The sequence below is a fragment of the Paenibacillus sp. FSL A5-0031 genome, assembly GCF_001956295.1.
GTDB lineage: Bacteria > Bacillota > Bacilli > Paenibacillales > Paenibacillaceae > Pristimantibacillus.
In genome coordinates this window covers 168,423-193,350 of record NZ_MRTD01000011.1, presented here as the reverse complement: position 1 = coordinate 193,350, position 24,928 = coordinate 168,423, and the positions used below count along the sequence as shown (strand labels likewise).

Sequence of the window (24,928 nt, the reverse complement as noted above, 5' to 3'; positions counted from 1 at the left end):
TAGATGACTTACCATGGAACATCATCGTTATTGCCTGTGCCTTCTCCAGCAGGGGTGTAGCTATATCCGGAATCCGCATCCTCAGCAGGCTTCTTGCTTCCGATACGCGGCATAACATCAACCAGATCAAGCGGCTGGACGAGCTCAACCGGCGACATGCCCTTATCGAATTGGAAGGAATCACCTTCAATTACGACGACGTAACGTCCATTATGTTTGGCAAAATGGATGCTGTCGCCAAAGTCAGCAAGCAGTCCTTTTACAGTAACGTCGCCTAGTTTAAATGTAAAAGGTAAATCCGGCTTCTGCTCAACTAATGCCGCAGCTGCAACTTCTACCTGCTCAGGCGTCCACCACTCCTGAAGGTCGCGCTTCTCGCTTGCCGCCCACACCTCAACCGCATTTTCCTCCTCACGGCGCTCTGAGCTTTCATCCTCTTGCCACTTATCCGCAATATATTGATGAACCATCTCCACCACTTGCTCACCCATGACCTCAGGCAAAGGCTTCTCATAAGAAACATATTTTAAGAAATCTTCAAAATAACGTGCATGCGATGCCTGATGAATTTTTAGCTCCCAATTCTCTAGCATGCCCTCCTCCGGCATATGCGGATACTGAATCGATTTGATGCTGCGAGCAGATATTGCCATCTCCACCTGGGAGATTAAGCTTTTTTCATCTGAAATACGAGCAATCTTAGGCTCAAAATCACATTTCAGCAAAAATAAAAACGGCTCATCGAAATACGTATTAAGCTTGGATAACGCAATAATAAATGCGCCTCCCCTTACTGCACTCGTATCCATGTAGATTCGAACGAGCTCGTCGGCAATGCCGATAAAGCGCTCCTTTGAATCCGCGTCACGCAGCCGCTGAAATAAATTGTAGTTCTGATTGCTGCCGAGTTCATAACCGGGCTCAACCATAAATCGTCCAATCTTCGTTGGCGCGCCTGCTGAGTTTGGATTGCGCTCTACTTTTCTTTTGACGATCCGTTTAAATTCATCATCCAAAAACCTTTGAATTTCACTATCTTCATACGTGTCCTCTTCTAAAGTCTGATAATGTTTAAACCGTTTTCCTGATGATGCGGCACTCTCTTCACCATCGGTATGAATAACGAAAAAGGATAAATATTGCATATTAAAATCCACGTTTATAATTCCTCCAAGCAAGCTGATGTCATCTACTTAGAATAGCATATCTCGCCTCTTCGCGACATCAGATGAGAGAGCCAATCACATTAATCTCGCATCTGAATCTGATAGAATTTCAAACATGTTCCAAGTGCATTTCAAACCCTTGATAATAATATCTTGCACAACATGTACAATGTTTGTAGAATGTTGTGAAGGCTATTTTTGCTTACTATAAGCATTCGAACGAATGAAGGAGAATCTCGACATGACAGAACGTAACACCATGCTACATACGAGTACCCAGGTATTGGACAAGCGAGCTGTTCTTACAGCTATTGAGCAGTCGCTCGCCATGATTGAATTCGATGTTCAAGGGAAGGTTTTATGGGCAAACGAAAATTTTGCGCAAGCCATGGGATATCACTCCACAGAGATGCCAGGCATGCTGCATAAGCAATTTTGTTCGCAACAATTTGTGAATAGCACTGCGTATGCCAAACTCTGGGAAGACTTGCGCAATGGACTACCTTTTCAGAATAAAATTTTGCGGATTACAAAAACCGGAAATGCAATTTGGCTGGAGGCCACTTACATGCCGGTTAGGGACGAAGAAGGCAGAGTCATTGCGATTTTAAAAATGGCAACCGATATTAATGCCCGCGAGCAGGCTACTTCTCAGATGACAGAGAATTTGCTGAAAATGTCCGAGGAGCTGCTCGGCCGTGCCCAAGAAGGGATATCACACAGCCAAGAAGTGGAAGCGGCTATTGAAAGAGTGGCTGTAGGTGCAAGCGATAATATGACTGTCCTTCACCTGCTGGAACAACAAACAAGCTTCATTCGTAAAATCGTTCGTACCATCCGCGATATTGCTTCGCAAACGAATATTTTATCTTTAAATGCGGCAATCGAAGCAGCACATGCCGGTGAGCATGGCCGGGGCTTCAATGTGGTCGCGATAGAGGTCCGCAAGCTAGCTGGTGAAGTCCAGGAAGCAACCAAAGAAGTAAATGGGTATGTAGAAGATATCGTAAACCATGTTCAAGAGGTCGTAAACGGCACCAAACTATCACAAGAGGTCGTTGCGGAAAGCCAGCTGCGCATTCAACGGGCTGTCGATGAATTCATGAGCATTGGGGAAGCGGCGCGGCAGCTGGATATGCAGGCGAAAGAGCTTAAAAATACGATATAGCAATCATCTATCATCTTCAGCATGGCCCGAAATGAGATGAATATGATTCTCCCGTACGGCCTCAAGCTGTTTCTACTCCCCTCACACGAGTAATTATGTAATAAATGTTAAACATTAGGTGCACTATTTTGCTCCTTTATTTCTTCATGCTCTCTATAATTTCGCTAACACAATGTTCGATATCCTTATTTGAGCAATCAAAAGTTCTATCACTATACTTCATGTATAGCGGCACTCTTTCCTCATAAACGTCCTTCAGGCTATTTCCCTTCTTCATTACAATCCCTCTAGTTGTTATGTTTATGAGCCGCCTTTGAATTTCTTCATATGGGACATGCAAATAAACAATGTGCCCAACCTGTTTCAGGGCATTCATAGCTTTATTTGAATAGATAACACTTCCACCTGTAGAAATAATACAATTTTCCAGTTCCAATTCAGAAACGATTTTCTCTTCGGTTTCCATAAATTTGTCGATACCATCATGATCAATTATTTCTTGCAGCAGCCTACCTTCTTGTTGTTGAATAACAAGATCTGTATCGATGAAATCCATTCCTAAAGCTTTTGCAAGCAGCACACCTAAAGTGCTTTTACCCGCACCTGACATACCAATTAGTACGATATTCATATTTTTCCTCACCTTTGTAATGCCTCCATTTTCCCCTTAAAATAAATCGAACTAAACCTCAAAGTAGCACGGCAAGGCTGTCATCCTACCTGCTGCCTCGTTCAGTTAATTGTTCAGATCATTGTTAACCTAATCCTTTACACCATTTGTCAGCCGCTTGTTGATTAACTCATCAATTTGATTGATCGCTTCTTCACTTAAGAAATATGACTTTTGTACTTCAAGATCTGTAATCATTTTTAGAGGTTTGCTATTCCAGTATCGAAATCGTTGCTCCGAGGATGCATATTTTACGACGGATATGTCGTAGTTCGGTCCGATAGCAACAACCTCCCCTGTAGCTCTAACCGCATCTTTTATTGCATCTGAAAATGCTTGAAATTCATTTTTCTCGGTAAGCGTCGCTAATGGTTTAGGCATTTGCTCTAAATCTATGCCATCAGGTTCTATGATAACAATGTCCTTTATCTCATTCACTGGCAATTGCGCCAATGGCAAATTTGCTTCAACTACAGTATTTTCGGAAATTCGGTCTGACGCTGCGGGATCAGACTTTGTGGAACAACCAGATAGACAAACCGCAATAAACAATACAATGCAGACAAGCTTTTGCACGAGAACCCCCTGCCTCTCTAACAGTCAAATTAAAAGTACACACATCTACTTCGACGTATATTAATAATTTTATGTTGCTTGATTTTTGGGGATCACCTGCACAGATTTGCTAGATGTAAGCTTTTATTAGAAATCGTTATGGCCAATAGAAAGAGCAGGCCGATTAGCGCCTGCTCATCCAAATGTATGATTCAAATATCATTTAACGTCAGCTATTAAAAGTCTATCAGTTGGTTACAGTTTACCAAAATTAACATTCCTAAATAGTATGTGCAACCAACATATTGCCATCAGGATCAAAAAACTTCAAAAACCTTCTACCTTCCTCGCCTGGCGGTGCTTGTGGGTTACCGTGTACCTTAACGCCGGCTTCAGATAGCTTTCTGCAAAGCTCATCCATATCCTCTACCTGAAATCCGATGCTTGGAAACGGTTCACCGTTAACTGAAAACGTTGATGATTCCTTATCTGAAGACTGCCATAAAAAGATATGTGTTTTATCTTCCTTAAAGCCTATAATAGCAAATTTACCGAAATTAGCATGTAACGTACAATCGAGATTGGTAATATACCATAAAGCTGCTTCCTCCAAGTTTTTCACTGGAATCTGTACATGACTAATAAATTTTCCCATAAAAGAGCCTCCTTATTTTTTAAGTCTCCTATTAAAACAATCAAGCATTCATAATTTTCTCTGAAAAAGCCAGTTCATCTTAAAATTTGACCTCCACATGCTTAAAATAAAAAAATAGAGGAGATTAGCCCAATTCATGAACTAACATTCCTCTATTTATCTTACTACATTTCATACATTATTTGCTTAATATGGAGCAGCTTGTGCTCGATAAGCAGGCGTTCGTTCCGTATCATCAAAGCTGCGATGCCATATGCCCGTTGTAGCGGGTGACATAGGCGGTATAAGCCATGACCAACGACCGGTCACTGCTCTCCCCTGCTCCTGCTCTTGCTTCTCAAAACGTAGAAACTGCTCCGATGCTGTATGATGGTCAACAATGCTGACGCCCTGCTTTTTGAATGAATGCAGTACAGCTACATTTAGCTCCGTTAAAGCACGGTCCTTCCATAACGAAGTATTCGTTGACATATCAAATTGAAAAAGCTTTGCAACATTCGGCAGCTGATTATAGCGACTGGTGTCCGATAGGTTTCTCGCTCCGATTTCTGTACCCATGTACCATCCATTAAAAGGAGCAGCCTTATACATGATTCCACCAATTTCAAGCTCCATATCGGATATAAAAGGAACGGCGTACCACTGCAATGCGAGCTGCTCGAACTCCTGATTCTCAGGATGCGTCAACGCAACCTCCAGCACGTTCTCTTTAGGCAGCTCATACCATTTAGGCGATTTCCCAGAAAGCGAAATGACTAGCGGAAGCACGTCAAATCGAGTACCTTCACCCTTCCAGCCCAGCTTCTCACAAACAGCTGTAAAGGGTGCGGAGGCAGGATCGCCAATAATAGCGTCTCCTTCGCTATAACCTGCATAACGTACGAGCTGATGATTCCAAATTCTTACGTTATTTTGGGAGTGGCTGGCCGGAAAAATCGTAATAGCCGGCCTAATCCTACCTCCATTTGTTGCATAGCTCATATGTTGGAAGATTCGTTTTGCGGCGTCTAGCTCATCCACTATATCGCGTGCATCGAATACTTCCAGCGTCTGCCAAAACAATCGACCGATACAGCGGTTATTGTTCCGCCACGCCATCTTTGCACCATGCTTAAGTTCTTCATACGTATGTGTATAATAACCAGTATCCTCTAATTGCTTCAGCACTTCATCAATTCGCCGCTTCGCTTCTTCTTCGGTTTTTCCAAGCTCATAATATGCTTCACCTAGGAAAGCAATCGCTTGCTCGGCTATGTTCTTTCTCATGCTGCTCGTCGTCATTATGCTTTCGCCTCATTTTCCCCCAGCTTTATCAATACTCTGCGTTTCCGATACAGCATGGTTGCTGCTTCTGCAACATCATTCAGCATGCCCCGATTGATGAACGCTCCGAATAACATGCCTGCCACAGGTATCATTTGAAATAGCTTCTTCCAGCCAAAATTGTCCCGATAAACAGCAACCACTTCACTCCAGCCCTGCAGCTGCGACAGCATTTGATTGCTTCGGTTCACTTCCTCATAAGCACCGAGCTCATCAAGTATCGCTTTTTTTCCTACAATATCTGAAGAAGCAAATTGCATTACTTTAACTGCAAATACACGTTCTTCCTTGCTTTTTGGATCAAATCCGTAGCAAATCGCAATTTCTTGAATGATCTTCAGCGATAAGCCGAGTATTGCTGGAATATCGATCGCTAATGTAAAAATGCCGCCAATTCCTGTCGTTGCCCCTTGAAGCGTGGCCATTTTCGAACGACTGGATGCCAATTGCTCAGCAGTTAAGTTTAAAATAGACAACGGCATATCAGCCACATCGTTAATGGTCGTCTCTTCATGATTGGCTCCAAGAAGCCCATCGTTCTGAGCAGCATTTTGATGCAGTTTATCAATAACCGAACGCTCCGAAATCAAATATTTCCCGCCATTTTGAATATAGCTTCCGATCTCATCCACTGCAAGTCCTAGTTTTTCCTGTATAAACTTTGGAGTAATTTTGTCGAGCAGCATAAATGGCAAACGCCCAAGCTTTTCCCAAAACCATAAATCCTTCTGATCTTTTTCCCATTTCTCTATTTCAAGCAAAGCAGATTTCAAATTTTCTGGTGAATCCATGACAGTAGGCATCTTCGGGCACGCTCCTTCTCCGCAAGTAATACGCAGAAAAACTGGATTCGGATTCGTCCTTCACATTATTGTTCCAATTTGCGTCCCGTAAACAGCAGCATGACAAAAGAGAACGAAATAATAGCTATCGTCCATGCCCAAGCCATTCCCATTTCACCCGTCTCAACAGCGATGTAAATAGCAGTAGGTACTGTCTGCGTGCGACCTGGTATATTTCCTGCAATCATCAAGGTTGCGCCAAACTCGCCAAGGCCTCGAGCAAATCCTAGCAAGTATGCCGTAGTCAGTGATCGTTTAGCAAGCGGCAGCGTGATATATCTCAGCACCTGCAGCTCACTGGCTCCTGCTGAACGTGCAGAATCCTCAAGATGGCGATCGACGGAAAGAAAACCAACCTTCATCGTCTGATAAACGAGCGGAAACGCAACAATGACCGCCGCGATAACCGCGGCGATCCATGAGAAAACGATAGGCTGAGCAAATAACCACTCATATGCTTTACCGATCCAACTCCCTCGTCCAAGCGTAATGAGAAGAATGAATCCAACGACGGTTGGGGGAAGGACCAGCGGAAGCATGAAGAAGGTTTCTACGATACTTTTGCCTTTAAAAGAATGCCGTGACATGAAGCGCGCTACAAGCATTCCAATAATGGCAACGATAATGCTAGCAATAATAGATACTCTTAAAGAGAGCCATACTGGCGGCAGCCATTCGTCCCAGTTCATAAATAAGTAGCCTCCGGATAGACGTTATGTTGCTGCCTATTATATCGAAATTAAGCTTCGTCGCCCAGCAGTAATGTGAGTTTTCCGCGATAAAACAGCTTAAGCTTATGCAAGGCGCGCGTGCATCCGACGTACAATAGCTTCGCATCAAGCTCAGAATAAGCTTCCTCGCTCGCATCTGCTACCAAAACCGCATCGAATTCCAAACCTTTAGACAAATAGACAGGTACTACAGACAGGCCGCCGCCATATGCAGGCTGCTTGCTCTGCACTAACGAAGCGTCCAAACCTTGCTTAATCAAGAAGTTATAAATTTCTTCGCATTCAATCGCTGTACGGCCAATGACAGAAATCGTCTCATATTCTGACTTCGATTGCCATTCACGGATAGTACTTTCAATGGAAGCTAACCAATTATCGTTTTCAACTGGCACTGCAAGAACGGCATCTCCGCTTCGGAAAACAGGCACCGCAGGTTTGACTTCGCCGATCATGCTTCCTAAAATTTTATTGGCAAATTCGATAATTTCCATTGTCGAACGATAGCTACGATTGAGCTCATAAAAGTCTATCTGCTCTTCATTAAACAAAGTGGTAAGCTCTGTCCAGCTTTGTACGCCTGCGTAGGCATGAATTCCTTGCTGCAAATCGCCTAGCACGGTCATCGATGCTGTTCTTTGACACAGCCGCAGTACTTCCAGCTGAAATGGAGAATAATCCTGTGCTTCATCTATAACGATATGATCGAAAAACTGCTTCGGCAATCCAAATAGCTGAAGCTGGATATAGGCGAGCGGTGCCAAATCCTCCGCAGCAGCCATTTCTTTCTTCAAACGTTCGGCAGTTGCAGCTGCGATAACCTTAGGAATACGGCTCTCAAGCAGTTTTCCGCTGAATAACGAAGCATATAGCTGTAAAGAGGTATAGGCCGGAATTTTTTTGGTGTAGCTATTAAACTTAGTGAGCGCCTTCGCTCTTATTTTTTTATCAACAATCCGCTTCATCTTCAGCTCGGACTCCATCCAGCGACGAATCCGACTAACCAGTCGATCTCGTTTCTTCATGAGCGTCTCTTCGCCATAATCGGTATCATACCACTCGCGGATTTGCTCTGGCGAGAGCTCAAGCCCGTCAATTGGCATAAAAGATGTCGTTGGCACAATTCGTTTCTCAAAGTTGGCGATCCGCTCATCAATAATTGCTTTAAAATCGAGATTCCCTTTAAAACGTCCGGATGCATTCTCCACTTCTGAAGCGGTTCTGCGTTCTTCGAACCAATAAGCCATCGTATCGGAAGGATCGCTGACGGTTACTGCTTTCTCCAGCAGCTCAAGAGACCAGTCACTGAATGTCGTTTGCTGAATATCACCCACGCCTAGCTCTGGCAATACACCGGATATGTAGTCTAGGAACATTCGGTTAGGCGCAAAGATGATCATGCGCTCCGCTCGCATCCGATCGGCGTACTGATAAAGCAAGAAAGCAAGTCTATGCAGCGCAACGGTCGTTTTACCGCTTCCCGCGACGCCCTGTATAAACAACGCTTTGTTACGATCCGCACGAATAATACGGTCTTGCTCGCCTTGGATCGTAGAAACGATATCACGCAGCTTATTATCCTTGTTCTCTCCTAAGCGATACAAAAGGAATTCATCCGTTACCGAGCCTTCTTCTTGGCCGCGTACATAACTATCAACCAGACGAATGATTTCTCCCTGGCGGATCATGAAATTTCGCTTTAAATGGACATATCCTTCAATTTCTCCGTCAGGCGATTCATAGGAAGCTGGCGCTTCTCCGCCTGTGAAGGAATAAAACAAGCTTGCTGCTGGCGCACGCCAATCGATGACAAGCAGCTCATTGCTGCCTTGCTTTGCCACGCCGGCTTTTCCAATATATAGGGGCTTTGTTTCGCCCACTGGCAACTCTTGAAAATCAATGCGGCCGAAATAAGGCTCACGCTTCGATATTTCAAGTCTAAGTCTACGTTCCTCTTGCTGTAAATCGAGCATTTGCTCTGTGAAATCATCGCCTTTGTAGCGTGGACCAATTTCTTGAAGCTGATTTACAATATCATTCAGCGACTCGGTTAATCGATCCTGCTCTTCTTGATAGGCACTTTGAACGGTCATGTCAGTTACCTCCTAAGTTTGTGGTGTGCAAGAAAAAAAAAGAGAAGCCCCAATATACCATAGGAAGGCTTCTCAAAGCAATCAAGAGTTTATCGTCATTCCAATAAGCTTGGCAGCTCCCAGAATGAGCAATATATTTAAGACAAACAGAAAAGGAATTCCTACTGTAAATGAGCGATGTTTTGTTTTATGACGCCATTTTTTCATCGCAAGCCATGTTCCGCCTGCACCGCCAATGGCACTCAGCAAAAACAATCGTTTTTCGGGAACACGCCTGCGCTGCTTCTTAGCGCTTTTCTTATCAAAGCCCATAAGCGCAAACGTGTAAATATTTATAAACAGCAAATATAGTATGACTAAATAAATGATCATTGCTTTGGCACACATCCTCTCAGAATAGGGAGATTTCTCGTGCTTAGGCAGAAACAGCTGAGTCCCTTATGTGTTTCTCGGCTTCGCTCGATTCGTCGGCATCGCTGTGTAAGGATCATCCGGCCAATAATGCTTCGGATAACGTCCTTTCAAATCCTTCTTTACTTCGAAATACGTATTCTCCCAAAAGCTGCGCAAATCACGCGTCACTTGAACCGGTCGCTGCGACGGAGATAAAAGATGCAGTGTAACCGGCAATCTACCCCTTGCTAGTCGTGGTGTATCCGTTAGACCGAATAGCTCCTGTAACCTTACGGCGAGCACTGGCGACTCCGGATCACTGTAGTCTATCGGTATGCGAGAACCGCTAGGTACAACGATATGGGTAGGAACCTGCTCATCAAGCTCCTGTTTTTGCTTCCAGCTAAGCTTGCCTTCAAGCAGCTGAAGCATGGAGAGCTTTTGTAAATCAGCACGGCTCTTCATCCCGAATAGATGCGGCTTCAGCCACTCATCAAGCGTGCCGAGAAGCTCTTCATCTGAAGCATCGGGCCAATCATCGCCAGCCAGCGCCATCAGCTTCATCCTTGCTTTCAACTGCTGCGCCTGCTTGCTCATTGGCAGCATTACAAATCCAGTTTCCTGAATCGCAGAAATCAAAGCATCCGCAACAAGTTGTTCATCCGGTTTCTGAAGAATGCTTTCTTTCATCACAATACTGCCAAGTCGCAATCGTTTCCTTGCACGAACAGCTTGTGCAGCAGCATCCCACTCTACGACCTCTTCAGCTGTTATATAACTACTTAGATAATGCTCGATATCGCTTAGATGAAGTTCAGCCGCTAACCGTATCCGGCTTTCGGAGCCTGTATCATCGAGCTCGCAAGCAGCAAGATAGGCTGAACGTGATAGCGGCTGAAGTTCAGGCAGTACGGCTCCTCTGCCATTAGCTAATAAGTATCGGCCATCGCTGCGCCTTTGAGCGATTCGGTCCGGATACGCAAATGCCAGCAAAATGCCAATCGGAATAGGCGACTTGTGCTGAGCTGTTTTCTCAGAAGCTGTCTCGACAGCGGTTTGCGCTGACAATTTCCGCTCCCATTGATCCGCTTGCGCGATAACTCGGCGTACTGCGCCTCTGCTAGGATGCTCGGAGCTGCCGCCCTTCAGCAGTTTGCCATCTTTTCCGGACAGCTGATATAACAAATCCAACCGAAGCTGCACATCTACATTGCGCTCCTGTGGAAGTAAATCACGTTCGCTTAGCAAAGCTGCTGCATCACATGCCAGTCGCGCAGAACCTAGCTCTGAAGCATGCAAAATCATGGCACCGAGCCGCGGATGCAAACCAAACTGTGCCATTTTCACTCCCGCGGCTGTTGGTTTACTGTCACCGTCTATTGCGTTTAGCTCTTTCAGCAAAGCAACCGCTTGCTCATAAGCAGCTGCAGGCGGCGGCGTCAACCAATTAAGCTCCTGCGGATCTTTTATTCCCCAAATGGCTAGCTCAAGGGCAAGGGCAGCAAGATCTGCCTCAAGCAGCTCGGGTGTACTTTGTTTCGGCAAATATAGATGCTCTTGCTCTGTCCATAACCGATAACAAGCGCCTTTAGCCAACCGTCCTGCTCTCCCTCTGCGCTGATCCGCGGAAGCGATCGAAACCGGCAATGTTTCCAGCCGAGTCATGCCTGTTCTTGGAGAAAACCGGGGAACTCGCATTAAGCCGCTGTCTACAACAACCTTAACTCCTTCAACGGTCAGACTTGATTCTGCAATGGAAGTTGCAAGCACAACCTTGCGTTCGCCATCAGCACATGGAGCAACAGCCGCATCTTGTTTCTCGAGCGGCAAGCTGCCATGCAGCTCCTCTACTCGAGCAAATGAAGATACGCTGCTCTCCATTAACCATCGGGCTGTGCGGCGTATCTCTGCAACACCTGGCAAAAACGCTAATACATCTCCATCAAACGAACGGAGCGCTTCCATAATCGTTTGTGCCATGTGGGGCTCTATAGGTCCCGTAAGCTTTGCTTTCATGTACTGTGTCTCAACAGGGAAAACCCGGCCTTCGCTGCTAATAATTGGTGCATCCTCAAGCAGTTCGGCAATCGGCTCTGCATCCAGCGTTGCTGACATAATAACGAGGCGTAAATCATCTCTCAGCAATTGCTGTGATTGCAAGCAAAGCGTTAAGCCAAGATCGCCATGCAAATGTCGTTCATGGAATTCATCGAACAAGATCGCCCCAACCTGCTCGAGTGCGGGGTCCTCCTGCAGCATGCGCGTTAATACACCTTCCGTCACCACTTCAATACGTGTTTGCGAACTAACCCGAGAATCTAATCTCACCCGATAACCAACCGTTTCACCAGCCTGCTCGCCTAGCGATTTTGCCATAAACTGTGCGGCTGACCTTGCGGCGAGTCTGCGCGGCTCAAGCATTATTATTTTTTTGCTTCCCAGCCATGGCTGATCAAGCAGCGCAAGAGGAACTCGTGTCGTCTTTCCGGCTCCCGGCTCTGCGATCAGCACCGCATTCACACCGCTTTGGAGAGCCAATAGCAGTTCCGGCAATACCTGATCAATCGGCAATTGTTGTTGATTCATGCTGATTGCTCCTTATCTTATCTCAACTCATTTTACGATTCGAATCATTTGTACAACCGGTCTGTTATCCCCAGGCAACGATGCCTTGCTGCCAAAAAGCTGGGACGACCCGTCACCGTCTAGAAATATGCCATCAACCAGCTTTCCATCGCCAACGCTTGATATAATCGCTTCTCTAAATACGGCAAGCGAGTTTTTCGTTTCGCTAACAATTAAATATAACGCCCCTGCTTGATCATACACCGCTGCCGATCGCAAGCGATTGTCATCTGGGAACGGCGCGTTCTCCTTAACCGACTGCTCGATCCAATGCGCATCATCGCCTAAGCTCATGCTAATGCCGCCTTGTGCCCAGAAACGTGTGTGATCCTTCACTTTTATCTCGGACGCTTGACTTGCAACTTGAACGCTTAATGAATCAGAAGCGCCATCCCAGACGAGTGTGCCTCGCTCATATTTTACGTTTTCACTTCCCGTTCCGAAATTGCCAATTTCCTTATTAACCGGAATACTATTTACGACTCCGATGCTTAACAGCTGATTGCCGTAAAAAAATCCGCCGTTAATGCCGACCTTCCCTGTAAGCGTAACATTCGTATTGATTGTTTCCAGCGTGACATACGCGGGCTTTGTTTGCAGTACGTGCAGCTTTACTCCGCTAGGCGATGTCTCTGAAAAATAGGAGTAATGCAACGCTTGCTCAGACTTTGAGAGATTAACCGCATTGCGATTTCCGAGTGAAATAATCATCAAATAAAGCATCACGACTAGCACAAGCATTATTCCCGCCATAATGCCGACTATGGTGAACAGCCGCTTTTTGCTCATCCGAGCAGGTTCTTTCATTTCCATTGCTCTCCAAGCTCCTTAACATTCATTTAAACCAACCTTTGCTTCGGAACCAAGCATACATGCCAAGCCCGATGACGAGCATAATCGTTATGACAGCAAAATAACCCCACGTCCACTCCAGCTCAGGCATATTTTGAAAGTTCATGCCATAAATGCCTGCCAAAAAAGTGAGCGGCATAAAGATCGTCGTGATAACGGTAAGAGTTTTCATAATGGAGTTCATCCGATTGGAGTTAAAGGAAATGAAGCTGTCACGAAGATCTGCCGTCATCTCTCGACTTGAATCCATCATTTCAGTCAATTTGAGCAAATGATCATAAATATCATGATAAAAGGCCATATAAGGCTTCAGCCCGTCAATGCGATCGGAATTCGTTATGCGATACAATAAATCACGCATAGGTACAATCGTTTTGCGCAAACGCAGCAGCCTAGAACGTATGTTGAAAATATCGCTCATAGCGGTTTGACTTTGTTCGTCACCACTACCGATTTCCATATCAAGAAGCTGGTCTTCCAGCTCATGAACCGCAGGGAAATATTGATCAACCAGCTTGTCTATTACGAGATATGCCGCATATAGCTGGCCTTTCTCGCCGATCTTCGTGCTCGATATTAGCTTAGTTTGAGCTTCCTCAATCTCTGGTGATCGCTCATAATGAAACGTAACAATAAACGATGGACCGATGAACATATTGATTTCATTTACGGTCAACGTCTTACGCTCAATTTCGTGCAGCACAAAAAAATGAATATCGTCGTAATGATCTACTTTCGGCCGCTGAAGCAAATGGTAGCAATCCTCGATAGCGAGCGGATGAAAATGAAAAAAGGTATCGAGCAGTCTGCACTCCTCTTCCTTCGGGTTACTAAAGTCGACCCAATACCAGTCAAGCTCAGGCGAGTTTAGATCTTCTATCGTTAAATCAGTTAACCATTGCTTTTGTTTTGTATAACCTACTATTTTAATCAAAGGAAGTTCCTCCGTTCTAAGCGGCACACGATCGATCTTATGACCGATTGTTCAACTATATCATTTTACACGATTTCACAATCGCTGTAATGTAACTCCGCTATTTTATTCCGCTGCTTCTTTTATATTTATCGATGAGCATTCCCTCTAATTGGCGCCTTGCTTCCAAATATAAGTCTAGATTGCGGATAAATGCTCAAACCATTCGTATTCTTTTGCCCATTTTCGCAGCTTTCTCTCATACTTTGTCTGTTTGAGCTTCTCCCATTTCCCGTTTCCGTCCGCTATAAATAAATCGGCAATAAACTCAAAGACAATTTCAATTAACATCCCCATTGTTATTTTGTCTCCGGCATGGCGTAGTCGGTAGTCGGTAAAAGTCCAAGCAGTACGCTGTTTCATTGTTTAAGCTGCATGTTCGTATAATAGGGTTCAAAACCACAACTCGTCCAAAATTGCTGCCCGCGCGGATTTGAGGCCAACACATCAATCGTCACTTTGGCACCGCTAGGAAATGAGTCGCGGACTAATTGTTTTAATACTGCGCTTCCATAACCATGGCTCCGTTGCTGTCGAGTGGTACTGTCTGAGATAAACATTTGACTCCTCTGGATAAAAAACATCTGCGCTGATTTGATATACCGCATAACCTAAAATAGCAGAATCCTTCTCAAACAATGAAATCTCCCAATCGCTTGACAGCCACCCAAGAAATCTGTCTTCAAGCTGCGCGAGAGTCATTGGATTACGGCTGCCTTCATCCTCGATAAGCTCTTTGTTCATTTGAGAGAGAAGCTTAAGATCATCGATCGTCGCTTTCCGTATCCAAAATTCCAATTCGCAAACCTCCATTTAGTCATTATAGCGAAGGTCATTAATCCTTAGTCATCATGCTGCGTTCGTGCTGCTTCTAACACGGTCTCATAGACCGCTTCTCCAATCGCGCAACCAATTGTCGTAGCTGCACCAGCATACGCATGTACCGCATTCCAGCTTGCTGCTTGACTAACCGCTACGACAATGGCATCCGTTGTCGTCCCCGTAGCTGATTGTCCTGTTTCCATCTCAACGATGCCTAAATGCTGTAATGCTGCTGTTTTCGCTTCAGTTGCTGTTATGACCGCATTCACCATAGCTGATTCAGTCATTTGACCATCGATTAAAATAACAATATTGATCGTTCCCGGAGAATAAGCAGAGAAGGTACTTCGCGGCATACCAGATCTTGCTGCATTTCGTGTGCCTACCGTCGTACAGCAGATAAGCTTAAACCGATCGCCTTCCATTTCAGTGATGGATGCATGTGTCAGCTTCGCTGCTGTTAATAAACCTACTGTAGCTACTGGTTCGCAGCCCCATTGCGTACATTGATTAACGATGTCGAGAACAGGATCTTCACATTGATAAGTAAGCGGAACTTTCCAATTCACAATCCGATTGGTATAAGAAAAGCCGCCCGGATGAATCGCGCTGCTTAGCGCATACAAAGGAACATTGCTGCTTGCTTCAATGCGGTCCTCAAGGAGCTGCAAGCTTACGCCGCACCACAGCTGTGATTGATAATAATACTGGTCTTTGCGAAAGGGCTGTGTCACTGCTTTCCCTCCTTTTGCTGTCACAGAAGCTTATACATGAGTTTAATTTGTAATGGGTAGGAAATTTGTATTTCGTTCAAATCCCCTTATCCGCCTTGGTTTTCATTCCATTTCAAGCAATGCTTAAAAGCAGCGATCAGCTGTTCATTTTGCTGCCGAAGTTTAATAGCAACCCGGATATACGTATGATCAAGCCCTGCAAATCTCGATGCATCGCGAATAAGCACCCCTTGCTTGCCCATCTCGAGCTGAAGCATGCTGGCACTGAGACCCGCATCGCTCGGAATCCTAATGAGCAAATAATTGGCTGCACTTGGGTTAACGTCAAAGCCGATGGCCTCAAGCTCAGACATGAGCCAAGGTCTTTCCTGCTCTAACCAAGCGAGTGTACGCTCTGCATAATCCTTCTCATCCAGCACCGCTTCCCCAATCAGCTGCGCTAAAGAGTTAACGCTCCATGGTATTTGCAAGCGTCGCAAGCCGCTTATCGTTCTAGGCATGCCAACGATATATCCAAGTCGAATGCCTGGTATCGCATAAAATTTTGTCATTGAGCGGATGACGAACAACCGTTCATGCCTAGTTGCTTCTTGAACAAGGCTGTACCGTGCTTCATCAGGCACAAAATCCATAAACGCCTCGTCAACTACGACGTAGGCGCCTTTACTTAAGAGTGCTCGAATTAGTTCTGGATCTACAAGCTGACCCGTCGGATTGTTTGGCGAACCGAGCATAACTAATGATCCTGTGGCGGCCGCTTCGCATAAATGCTCGGAATCCAAGCTAAGCTTAAACTGCATGTGCGATGATAATTTAATTTCATACACAGCTCCGCCGATTTTCCGAATGGCATCGCCATATTCATCAAAGCACGGAATGGCAAGCGTCGTTAACTTTGGTTGCAGCGTACGGACGATAAGATCGATTAGTTCTGCCGCTCCGTTTCCTACTACGATGGATTGAGCATCAATATTATGTAGTTCAGCAAGCTTCTTTCTTAGGCCGCGAACGGCTGGATCAGGGTATTGCTCTATCATATCTGCATAGGCAAGAAGCGCTTGTTTAACGCTTAATGGCGCACCTAGCGGATTCATATTCGAGCTGAAATCAACAAATTTATGCGCAGGTATATCGAACGCTTCTTCCGCGGTCCGCAAATCGCCGCCATGACCATATCTTTCCAACATTTAACAAAAACAACTCCTTTTCTATTGCGCATATAACCAGATGACCGCCGCAAGCAGCAATAACGCTTCAATCGCTTCGTTCATCGCACCATATGTATCCCCAGTTAATCCGCCAAGCTTCCGATTTAACCATGCTGCTATGAAACCACCGCAGCAAATCGTTAAGATGACGATAATAAGCAGCATTATTAATGCTACGTTTGTACCTGTGCCAGCGATCCAAAAAGTAAGGACAGAAAGAATGGCTGCCATCACAAAAGAAGCAGTCGCTTGCGGCCATTTGACCTCATTAAATAAAACGGCGATCCCTTCACCCTGACGGGCATTCGGCCACCAAGCAATAGCTGCGCTCATCCAAGCACGGCTCCAAATCGGCACGATGACAAGCAATGGTCCATATTGCTCAAAATGGTCACCTCTCAGCAGTTCTGCTAATAACGACGCCTTGAGAAGAAGGAGCAATACTGCGGCAATGACGCCCATCGCTCCAACTCGGCTATCCTTCATAATCTCTAGCATGCGCTCGGGTGAGCGGTGACTCAGCACGCCGTCCGCTGTATCCATCCAACCGTCCAAATGCAGCCCCCCGCTTAATGCAGTCCATATCGCAAGAATCAGTACAGCACTTGGCCAAGCAGGGACAAACAATGCTAGCAGCCACGTACATGCAAGGAGACAGATACCGATAAACGCACCAGCTACAGGGAAATAGACAACACTTCGCAAGAGAACAGATCCTTGGAAAGGAACAGTGATGGGAATTGGAAAACGAGTTAGAAATTGAAAAGCAGCAATAAGTGCTTGGAAATGCAGCTTTAGTTCACGACGAACCATACGGTGATCACCCCCGCAAATAATATAAAACTAACGCTGTACAGTAATCGCACGCTTAGTACAATATCGTTTGGTTCCAGTTGGCGAGTTGGCCATCCCATCCTTGCTCGTTCACTGATTACACCAAAATACGAATTCATACCGCCAAGCTCAATGCCTAGCGCCCCTGCAACCGCTGATTCCGGTATGCCGCTATTGGGACTAGGATGAAAATGTGCAAATGTACGAATGGCAAGCCACGCCTGCTTCGCCTTCATTCTCTGATCAAACAGCGATGACAACGTAAGCAAAACGCCAGTTATTCTGGCAGGAATATAGTTTAATACATCATCCGTAAGTGCAGAGCACCAGCCAAAATACTTATATTTTTCATTCCGATATCCGACCATGGAATCCAGCGTATTCGTTGCTCGGTAGAGCATTGCAAGCGGTGCGCCTCCAATTAAAGCGAACAACAACGGTGAAACGAGCGCATCTACCGTATTTTCAGCAACCGTCTCAATTGCAGCGCGCGATGCCTCTCGCTCATCCAGCTTTGCTGTATCTCGGCCAACGATATAACCAACATATTTACGTGCTTCATCTAATCTGCCTTCCACTAATGGCTGATAGACGAGCATGGCTGCTTCCTTTAATCCCTTCACCGCTAGCGTTGTCGAAATAAACCATGCGCTCACCGCATAGCCTAACCAAGTATGTATAGCATCTGCCGCCCAAATAATGAACCACATTGCGCCGCAGCTGACAACGAGTGTGACAAAGGTCAACACTACACCTAAGCCTCTTACAGCAGCCGGATGTTCCTTCAATCGTTCTGGAGCAAGCAAACGTTCCAGCAGTCGAATGAGCCTGCCTATCCATATGACGGGATGAGTTGGCCATTTCGGATCGCCAACGATCCAATCTATTGCAATGGCTGCCGCTGCGAGGAGCAGGAGCTCCTTTATTGAATAAATCATCATAATTGATCCCAGTTAAAAGCTTGCGATTTCAATTCAACTGGTATGCCTGCGGTGACGAGAAAAACCCGCTCGCATATCGCAGCAATCTGTTGGTTGAACCTCCCCGCCTCGTCTCGAAAAAGTCTGCCTAGAGGATATGCCGGAACAATGCCATCTCCTACCTCATTGGTGACAATGATTAATGGATATGGATAGTTGGAAATAGCTTCGATAAGTTTCTGCTGCTCCATTTTCAGCCTCGTATCTTCATACGATTCTTGTTCTATTCGCATAAGCCAATTTGTCAGCCATAACGTTAAGCAATCGAGCAAGACGACAGCAGGCTGCTGTCCGTTTGAAATTTCTTTATCCATTTGCTCTTTCAATCTGTAAAGCACATTTGCTGCTTCATGCGGATCTTCGATGGTCTGCCAGCGGAAGCCTGAATCCTCACGATCCTTGCGATGTTTTCCTATTCGCTCGCGCATCTCCGTATCATAAGGCTGACAGGTCGCAATATAAAATCCACGGGCTGCAACCCTCATCGCATACTGCTCGGCGAATCCGCTCTTCCCGCTTCTTGCTCCGCCCGTTACTAGAATTGCCATTCACGCTCACCTAACCTTTGGATACGCCTGCACTCTCAAATGTTGCCATTTCATTCATGAGATGGAGAGCAGCGTCTATAAAATGAAAACATAATACAGCACCAGTGCCTTCGCCAAGCCGCATCTCCAGCTGCATCATGGGAAGCAAACCTATTGATTCAAGCAGCTTCAAATGACCTTGCTCTTGAGAGAGGTGAGAAGCAATCATAAAGGGAAGCGTCTGCTCCGCTATCCGTGATGCGACAAGCCCCGCAGCAGATGAAATATAACCGTCGATGACGACTGGGCAGCCGTTTGCTGCAGCTCCGATAATAACGCCAACAAGTCCTGCGATTTCTGCACCGCCAACCTTAGCCAGCACATCGATTGGATCGACACTAGCGCGGTCCAATTCGTTGACAGCAATTGCGCGTTTGACTACCCGTACTTTATTTGCCCAGCTTTCATCATTTATGCCGGTTCCTCGGCCGACTGATTCCTCAGGAGATAGGCCCGTCAATACGGTCGTTAACGCCGCACTGGCTGTCGTATTGCCAATACCCATTTCGCCTGTTGCAAACAAACGGCAGCCGCGCTGCACCTGCTCATTAACCACTTCAATGCCAACAATAATAGCTTGGACGGCTTCTTCGCGTGTCATCGCGGGCTGCTTGGCCATATTAGCCGTCCCCCGCACCACTTTACGGCTCACTAACATCTCATGCTCCAAATCCGCATTTACACCAATATCCACACAAACAACATCTGCGCCGGCTTGTCTTGCCAACACATTGACAGCAGCTCCTCCGCTGAGGAAGTTGAGCACCATTTGTGGTGTCACCGCTTGTGGAAACGCACTGACTCCTTCATCGCATACTCCATGATCACCCGCCATGACAATAACGGCTTTACGTGACAAATCCGGCCACAGCTCGCCTGAAATGCCTGCAAGCTGCCTGGCGATTGTCTCTAGCTTGCCGAGGCTGCCTGGCGGTTTCGTCAATGAATCTGAATGTTTCACAGCTAGTTCTGCGGCCTCTTCATTAAATGGTTTGATTTGTTTGATCGTCTCTGCAAGCTGAGTTTCCAATGCATGTTTCAATTTCATAACTCCTTCAAACGTTTTATAATATTTTATATTTTCATATTCGGTTGGAGCAATATTTGCGGTGCACCCGTAACAGGATGGGCAATCACAGTTGTATCGGCCTGATAAACCTGCTTGATAAGACCAGCAGTTATGACCGCCCTGGGTGTTCCAGCTGCTGCAACTTTGCCTTCATGAAGAACGACAAGCTCATCGCAATATAGTGAAGCCAAATTAAGATCATGCAGGACAGCAATAACGGTCAGTTCACGTTCACGCTGCCAAGCACGTACCGTATCCAAAAGCTGAATTTGGTAACCAATGTCCAAATAAGTCGTGGGCTCGTCCAATAATATAATAGAGGGCTCCTGCGCCATAACCTTTGCCAAGGCAACACGTTGACGTTCACCGCCGCTTAGTTGATCCATTTTGCGATGCGACAGCTCTTCGAGTCCCATGGTCATTATCGCTTTAGCAATAATTTCCTCTGAATCATGTATATCGCTGCCAAGCCAGTTTTGGAAAGGGTATCTTCCCATGCTAACCACCTCACGCACAGAGAATCCTACCTGAGGCAACCCGCTTTGCTGCAAAACTGCCATCTTTTGTGCAATTTGTTTTCTTGGATATGCGGAGATGCTCTGCCCCTCGAATAAAACCTCACCTTGCACCGGCTGTTCAACGCCTGACAATACATGCAGCAGCGTTGATTTGCCTACGCCATTAGGTCCAATAACACCGTACATCCGCCCTTTTTGAAATGAGCAGGAAAGCTTATTGAGTACCGTCCTCCCTTGCACCGTCTGAACGATGCTGCGCACCTCAATCATAACGCCCCTCCTTGCTTCAGCTTTCGCCGATGCAGCAAATACGCAAAAAATGGCGCACCAAGCAGAGCCGTAACAACGCCAAGCGGTATTTCCTTAGGCGTCAGCGCCATGCGCGCAAGCGTATCAGCCCATAAAATAAATATACCCCCGCCGATAGCCGATAAAGGGGTAATTAATCGATAGTCGGGTCCAACGAGCAACCGAATGAGATGTGGAACCACGAGCCCAACAAAACCAATTACACCAGAAACAGAGACTGCTGCTGCCGTCAGCAAGGTCGAGCTGATTAAGACGATCAGCTTCGTTCTCTCGACATGGATGCCAAGATGCGCTGCATGGCGTTCACCGAGCACAAATAAATTGAGGGATTGCCCATATGCAAGCAAAAGTGGAAAGCCTACCGCGAGAAAAGGAATAAGCATATATACATGTTCCCAGCTTCTCATCGCAAGCGATCCCATTAACCAGAACAAAATTTGATTCACGACGCCCTCTGAGACGGACACCATGAAGGATACAAAAGCGCCTAAAAAAGACTGGATGATAACCCCTGATAAAATAAGCGTTTCAATATGTATAACACCCTTGTTGCGTGACAGCCAAAAAACACCAAGCAGCGTCAAGGTTCCTGTGGCAAAAGCAACTAGCGGTATCGTCCACATGCCAATCGCTGACTGCAAGCCGAATAGAATAATGAACGAAGCACCAACCGAGCTCCCCGAAGATACTCCTAGCGTATAGGGATCAGCCAGCGGGTTTCGAAGAACCCCTTGAAAGCCCGTGCCAGCAAGTGCAAGACAAGCTCCAACGAGGACGGCAAGCAAAATACGCGATAGACGTACTTGCGTGACAATCGCTATTTCGGCAGGCGTATAAGGGACAGAGTTATCGGCAAGCCAGGGCAGCTGATGAAGCAAAATACCCCAAACATCTCGAATGGAAATACCAGCCGAGCCAATCGACAAACTTACAACGATAGAAACAGCAAGAAGGAGCATAGCTGCTCCTCCATACCAAACTAATTTATAGGTCATCATTATTTTACGAGATCCGGGTGAATCACTTTCGCAAGCTCCAGCAAACCATCTGCAAGTCTCGGCCCTACACGAACAAGCGGGTCCTCCGTTACTGCATGCATTTGCTTATTTTTCACCGCATCAATGACATTCCAGCCTGGACGGCTTTCAATGCCAACAACAATCGGATTCGGGTCCTCCTTCAATGCAGGGTATATAATAAGCTCGGGATTCTGAGTAACAATCGACTCCGCACTCACCTCATACCAGCCTGGGGCAGCTCCAGCAACATTTTCGCCGCCAGCCAGTACTAGCAATTCGTCAAGGAATGTGCCAGATCCAACGGTCCAGCCTGGGGAAAATTCTAAATACACTTTCTTTTTCACTGCATCCTTAACTGCATCCGAAACTTGTTGCTTCACAGAAAGCATGTGGCCAGCAACCTCAGCCGCTTCGGATTGTTTATTCATAATATGACCTAAATTTTCGATTTTGGCAATAACTGCATCATACGTGAGAGGGTCTGTCGCGTAGACTGGAATTTTCAGTTCTCTGAGCTTCGTGATTGCCTCTCCATTCATTGAAGAAGACGCCAGCACGAGATCCGGATTGAGAGCTGCAACAGCTTCAATATTCGTTGTCATATCGCCAACCTTTGCCTTGCTTGCTGCCTCCTCGGGATAGTTGCTTGACTCGTCAACACCTACAACACGATCACCAGAGCCGATTGCATAAATAGCTTCAGTTTCACTAGGAGCAAGCGAGACAATTTTAGTTGGCTGTTGCTCAAACGTAATTTCCGTACCTGTATCATCCTTTAAAGTTAGCGGATAAACGGTCGAATCATTCGCCGTGGATGGCTCGTTAGTTGCAGCCTGACCAGCATTGTTCGTTGTTTTTCCCGGCTCGTTAACCGTGTCCTTATTTGCACCGCATGCTCCTGTGAATACGAGCATCATCACGAGCAGCAAACCTACTAGCGTTTTCATTGTGCTTTTATGTAACCTTTTCATTTTCCTTACTCCTCCTGCGTCAGATATCGTATTAAAAATAGCATCCCCGACCTTGAGTCAGAAATGCTAGTATACGCTTTTTCTAATTAGGCTAAGCGAACAGCTTCTCCAACAATATCGGATCATGCAGGTGAAGATATGGTGCATCTATCCCCTTCCACCATCAATAAAATGATCCGTTGTTACTATACAACGTCTTGTTCTATTTGTCTAATGACATCCATGCCATACTCATCCTAATTATCGACGTTCTGCTTCACTCATTTGCCGCATAGGTAACGTAATGGGTCTATTTCTTAGCGCGCGTTTTTTTAACCATGACAAGTGCGATTAGCCTTGGACTTAACTGAGCATTAAGATGTAATTTTCAAAAAACGGGCTCATATTGGGATCTTACGGACATAGAATCCTCCTCTATTTTGGCAAAAGGGGCTATAAACTAACTCATGGAGCCGAATAAGGGGGGCTTCTATATTCGTTACGGTTGCGTATTCAGCCAAAATGAGCATAATAACGTATCTGGTGTCCGTTAGCTTTTCGCAATTGTCACTTCAGACCTCCTAACGGACATACATTCCGCTATTTTCAACAATCGGGCGCGTATTTGAGTCTAACGGACATAGGATCCGCTATTTAGGCAAAAGAGAGCTAATAACTAACTAGTGGAGCCAAATAAGGGCTTCTATGTCCGTTACGGTTGCGTATACAGCGAAAATGAGCACAATAACGTATCTGATGTCCGTTAGCTTTTCGCACTAGTCACTTCAGACCTCCTAACGGACATACATTCCGCTATTTTCTAGAATTGGGCTCATATTTGAGTCTAACGGACATAGGATCCGCTATTTAGGCGAAAGAGGGCTAATAACTAACTAGTGGAGCCAAATAAGGGCTTCTATGTCCGTTACAATTGCGAAAACAGCCAAAATGAGCACAATAACGTATCTGATATCCGTTAGCTTTTCGCAATAGTCACTTCAAACCTCCTAACGGACATATATTCCGCTATTTTCAACAAGAAGGCTCATATTTGAGTCTAACGGACATATATTCCGTTATTTTCAACAAAAAGGCCCATATTCGAGTCTAACGGACATAGAATCCGCTATTTGTGCAAATGGGAGCTAAAAACCAACTTGTGAAGCCAAATAAGGGCTTCTATGTCCGTTACGGTTGCGTATACAGCGAAAATGAGCACAATAACGTATCTGATGTCCGTTACCTCTCCTTGCAACTTCTTCGCCCATGCTATGCTTTTTTTACCATTCGTATCGCAAGTTGATAGCAAACAGCATTTAATACATCCCTTTACAACACTCATTCTTTTTATGAATCTTACAAAAGAATATGCAACTCATAAAGGAGGTTCTTTCCTAAATATGAAAGCAGAACACAAACCAAATTATAACCTGCTAAAATTCACTATCATTTTACTGGTTATAGCAATCGTCGTTGGCATAGTTTTTACTTGGCTACGTAAAGGAGCAGAATTATCGCCGCCCATGACGGAACATATTTTCGACAAAGGCGAAGCTAAGTGGTCCATCGATGGTTATCCTGCGAAGGTGCTTCACAACAATTTATTTAAAATCGAGCTTACTGATCTATCGGGTGCCCCATTACAAGGAGCTGAGCTATCAGTCAAGCTTGAGATGATGGATATGGTATGCGGCGATTACGAGTTTAAAATGACGGAAGCTGACCCTGGAACGTATACGGGCGAAGGCGTACCACTGATGGCTGGCACATGGAAAGCGACTCTAACACTCAAGACGGTTGACCAAACGTATACCATCGACAGATTACTGCGAGCGGTTCATTAGCAAATTAGCAA

At 45.6% G+C, this 24,928-nt stretch carries 26 protein-coding genes; 2 read left to right on the top strand and 24 right to left on the bottom strand.

What is annotated here, in order from left to right; all coding sequences use genetic code 11:
- Positions 1-8 precede the first annotated feature (8 nt).
- On the bottom strand, positions 9-1,157 hold the full coding sequence (locus BK120_RS20150) for a DUF3900 domain-containing protein (RefSeq protein ID WP_083682213.1): 1,149 nt from the start codon (positions 1,155-1,157) through the stop codon (positions 9-11).
- A gap of 250 nt (positions 1,158-1,407) precedes the next feature.
- Between BK120_RS20150 and BK120_RS20145 the strand changes: the two genes are divergently transcribed.
- Positions 1,408-2,334, top strand: a complete 927-nt coding sequence (locus tag BK120_RS20145) for a methyl-accepting chemotaxis protein (protein WP_256710956.1) — start codon at positions 1,408-1,410, stop codon at positions 2,332-2,334.
- Positions 2,335-2,470: 136 nt separating this feature from the next.
- Here the strand turns inward: BK120_RS20145 and BK120_RS20140 are convergent, their stop codons facing one another.
- The 23 genes from BK120_RS20140 to BK120_RS20040 form a co-directional block, all read right to left on the bottom strand.
- On the bottom strand, positions 2,471-2,965 hold the full coding sequence (locus BK120_RS20140) for a shikimate kinase (protein ID WP_076269389.1): 495 nt from the start codon (positions 2,963-2,965) through the stop codon (positions 2,471-2,473).
- A gap of 129 nt (positions 2,966-3,094) precedes the next feature.
- Positions 3,095-3,580, bottom strand: coding sequence for a YhfM domain-containing protein (locus BK120_RS20135; protein WP_076269288.1), 486 nt, complete (start codon positions 3,578-3,580; stop codon positions 3,095-3,097).
- 259 nt (positions 3,581-3,839) lie between these two features.
- Positions 3,840-4,214, bottom strand: a complete 375-nt coding sequence (locus tag BK120_RS20130) for a VOC family protein (protein WP_076269287.1) — start codon at positions 4,212-4,214, stop codon at positions 3,840-3,842.
- Positions 4,215-4,400: 186 nt separating this feature from the next.
- Positions 4,401-5,495 (bottom strand): nitric oxide synthase oxygenase, encoded by a 1,095-nt coding sequence (locus tag BK120_RS20125; protein WP_076269286.1) that lies wholly within the window; start codon positions 5,493-5,495, stop codon positions 4,401-4,403.
- A complete protein-coding gene (locus BK120_RS20120) occupies positions 5,495-6,340 on the bottom strand; it encodes an EcsC family protein (RefSeq protein ID WP_076269285.1) in 846 nt (281 codons plus the stop codon). Before BK120_RS20120 ends, BK120_RS20125 begins: the two co-directional genes overlap by 1 nt.
- A 65-nt stretch (positions 6,341-6,405) precedes the next feature.
- Positions 6,406-7,068 (bottom strand): molybdate ABC transporter permease subunit, encoded by a 663-nt coding sequence (gene modB / locus BK120_RS20115; protein WP_076269284.1) that lies wholly within the window; start codon positions 7,066-7,068, stop codon positions 6,406-6,408.
- Positions 7,069-7,118: 50 nt separating this feature from the next.
- On the bottom strand, positions 7,119-9,200 hold the full coding sequence (locus tag BK120_RS20110; RefSeq protein ID WP_076269283.1) for a HelD family protein: 2,082 nt from the start codon (positions 9,198-9,200) through the stop codon (positions 7,119-7,121).
- Between the two features lie 81 nt (positions 9,201-9,281).
- Positions 9,282-9,572, bottom strand: coding sequence for a DUF1294 domain-containing protein (locus BK120_RS20105; RefSeq protein ID WP_076269282.1), 291 nt, complete (start codon positions 9,570-9,572; stop codon positions 9,282-9,284).
- Positions 9,573-9,638: 66 nt separating this feature from the next.
- Positions 9,639-12,179: an ATP-dependent helicase HrpB gene (gene hrpB / locus BK120_RS20100; protein ID WP_076269281.1), complete on the bottom strand. Its 2,541-nt coding sequence runs from the start codon at positions 12,177-12,179 to the stop codon at positions 9,639-9,641.
- 27 nt (positions 12,180-12,206) lie between these two features.
- On the bottom strand, positions 12,207-13,031 hold the full coding sequence (locus BK120_RS20095; RefSeq protein ID WP_076269280.1) for a hypothetical protein: 825 nt from the start codon (positions 13,029-13,031) through the stop codon (positions 12,207-12,209).
- Positions 13,032-13,053: 22 nt separating this feature from the next.
- On the bottom strand, positions 13,054-14,004 hold the full coding sequence (corA, locus tag BK120_RS20090; RefSeq protein WP_076269279.1) for a magnesium/cobalt transporter CorA: 951 nt from the start codon (positions 14,002-14,004) through the stop codon (positions 13,054-13,056).
- Between the two features lie 177 nt (positions 14,005-14,181).
- On the bottom strand, positions 14,182-14,406 hold the full coding sequence (locus tag BK120_RS34940) for a hypothetical protein (protein ID WP_144376803.1): 225 nt from the start codon (positions 14,404-14,406) through the stop codon (positions 14,182-14,184).
- Positions 14,403-14,603 carry a GNAT family N-acetyltransferase gene (locus tag BK120_RS36435; protein WP_179089837.1) on the bottom strand — a complete coding sequence of 67 codons (201 nt, stop codon included), beginning with the start codon at positions 14,601-14,603 and terminating at the stop codon, positions 14,403-14,405. Before BK120_RS36435 ends, BK120_RS34940 begins: the two co-directional genes overlap by 4 nt.
- Positions 14,512-14,841, bottom strand: coding sequence for a GNAT family N-acetyltransferase (locus tag BK120_RS35360; protein WP_076269278.1), 330 nt, complete (start codon positions 14,839-14,841; stop codon positions 14,512-14,514). Before BK120_RS35360 ends, BK120_RS36435 begins: the two co-directional genes overlap by 92 nt.
- Before the next feature lie 44 nt (positions 14,842-14,885).
- Positions 14,886-15,599, bottom strand: coding sequence for an adenosylcobinamide amidohydrolase (locus BK120_RS20080; protein ID WP_076269277.1), 714 nt, complete (start codon positions 15,597-15,599; stop codon positions 14,886-14,888).
- An 86-nt stretch (positions 15,600-15,685) separates the two neighbouring features.
- Entirely contained in the window at positions 15,686-16,786 is a 1,101-nt protein-coding gene (gene cobD, locus BK120_RS20075; RefSeq protein ID WP_076269276.1) for a threonine-phosphate decarboxylase CobD, read from the bottom strand.
- A 21-nt stretch (positions 16,787-16,807) separates the two neighbouring features.
- Positions 16,808-17,620 (bottom strand): adenosylcobinamide-GDP ribazoletransferase, encoded by an 813-nt coding sequence (gene cobS, locus BK120_RS20070; RefSeq protein WP_076269275.1) that lies wholly within the window; start codon positions 17,618-17,620, stop codon positions 16,808-16,810.
- Entirely contained in the window at positions 17,602-18,582 is a 981-nt protein-coding gene (gene cbiB / locus BK120_RS20065; protein WP_076269274.1) for an adenosylcobinamide-phosphate synthase CbiB, read from the bottom strand. Before cbiB ends, cobS begins: the two co-directional genes overlap by 19 nt.
- Complete coding sequence (gene cobU / locus BK120_RS20060; protein ID WP_076269273.1) at positions 18,579-19,169, bottom strand: bifunctional adenosylcobinamide kinase/adenosylcobinamide-phosphate guanylyltransferase; 591 nt, start codon at positions 19,167-19,169, stop codon at positions 18,579-18,581. Before cobU ends, cbiB begins: the two co-directional genes overlap by 4 nt.
- 10 nt (positions 19,170-19,179) lie before the next feature.
- The gene (gene cobT / locus BK120_RS20055) at positions 19,180-20,256 is read right to left on the bottom strand and encodes a nicotinate-nucleotide--dimethylbenzimidazole phosphoribosyltransferase (protein ID WP_076269272.1); all 1,077 of its coding nucleotides are present in this window, start codon (positions 20,254-20,256) and stop codon (positions 19,180-19,182) included.
- Between the two features lie 26 nt (positions 20,257-20,282).
- Positions 20,283-21,065 carry a heme ABC transporter ATP-binding protein gene (locus BK120_RS20050; protein WP_076269271.1) on the bottom strand — a complete coding sequence of 261 codons (783 nt, stop codon included), beginning with the start codon at positions 21,063-21,065 and terminating at the stop codon, positions 20,283-20,285.
- A complete protein-coding gene (locus BK120_RS20045; protein ID WP_076269388.1) occupies positions 21,062-22,099 on the bottom strand; it encodes a FecCD family ABC transporter permease in 1,038 nt (345 codons plus the stop codon). The genes BK120_RS20050 and BK120_RS20045 overlap by 4 nt, the downstream gene beginning before the upstream one ends.
- 2 nt (positions 22,100-22,101) lie before the next feature.
- Positions 22,102-23,094 carry an ABC transporter substrate-binding protein gene (locus tag BK120_RS20040; RefSeq protein WP_083682211.1) on the bottom strand — a complete coding sequence of 331 codons (993 nt, stop codon included), beginning with the start codon at positions 23,092-23,094 and terminating at the stop codon, positions 22,102-22,104.
- 1,379 nt (positions 23,095-24,473) lie between these two features.
- Between BK120_RS20040 and BK120_RS20035 the strand changes: the two genes are divergently transcribed.
- Complete coding sequence (locus tag BK120_RS20035; protein WP_179089836.1) at positions 24,474-24,917, top strand: FixH family protein; 444 nt, start codon at positions 24,474-24,476, stop codon at positions 24,915-24,917.
- The last annotated feature ends 11 nt before the right edge of the window (positions 24,918-24,928 follow it).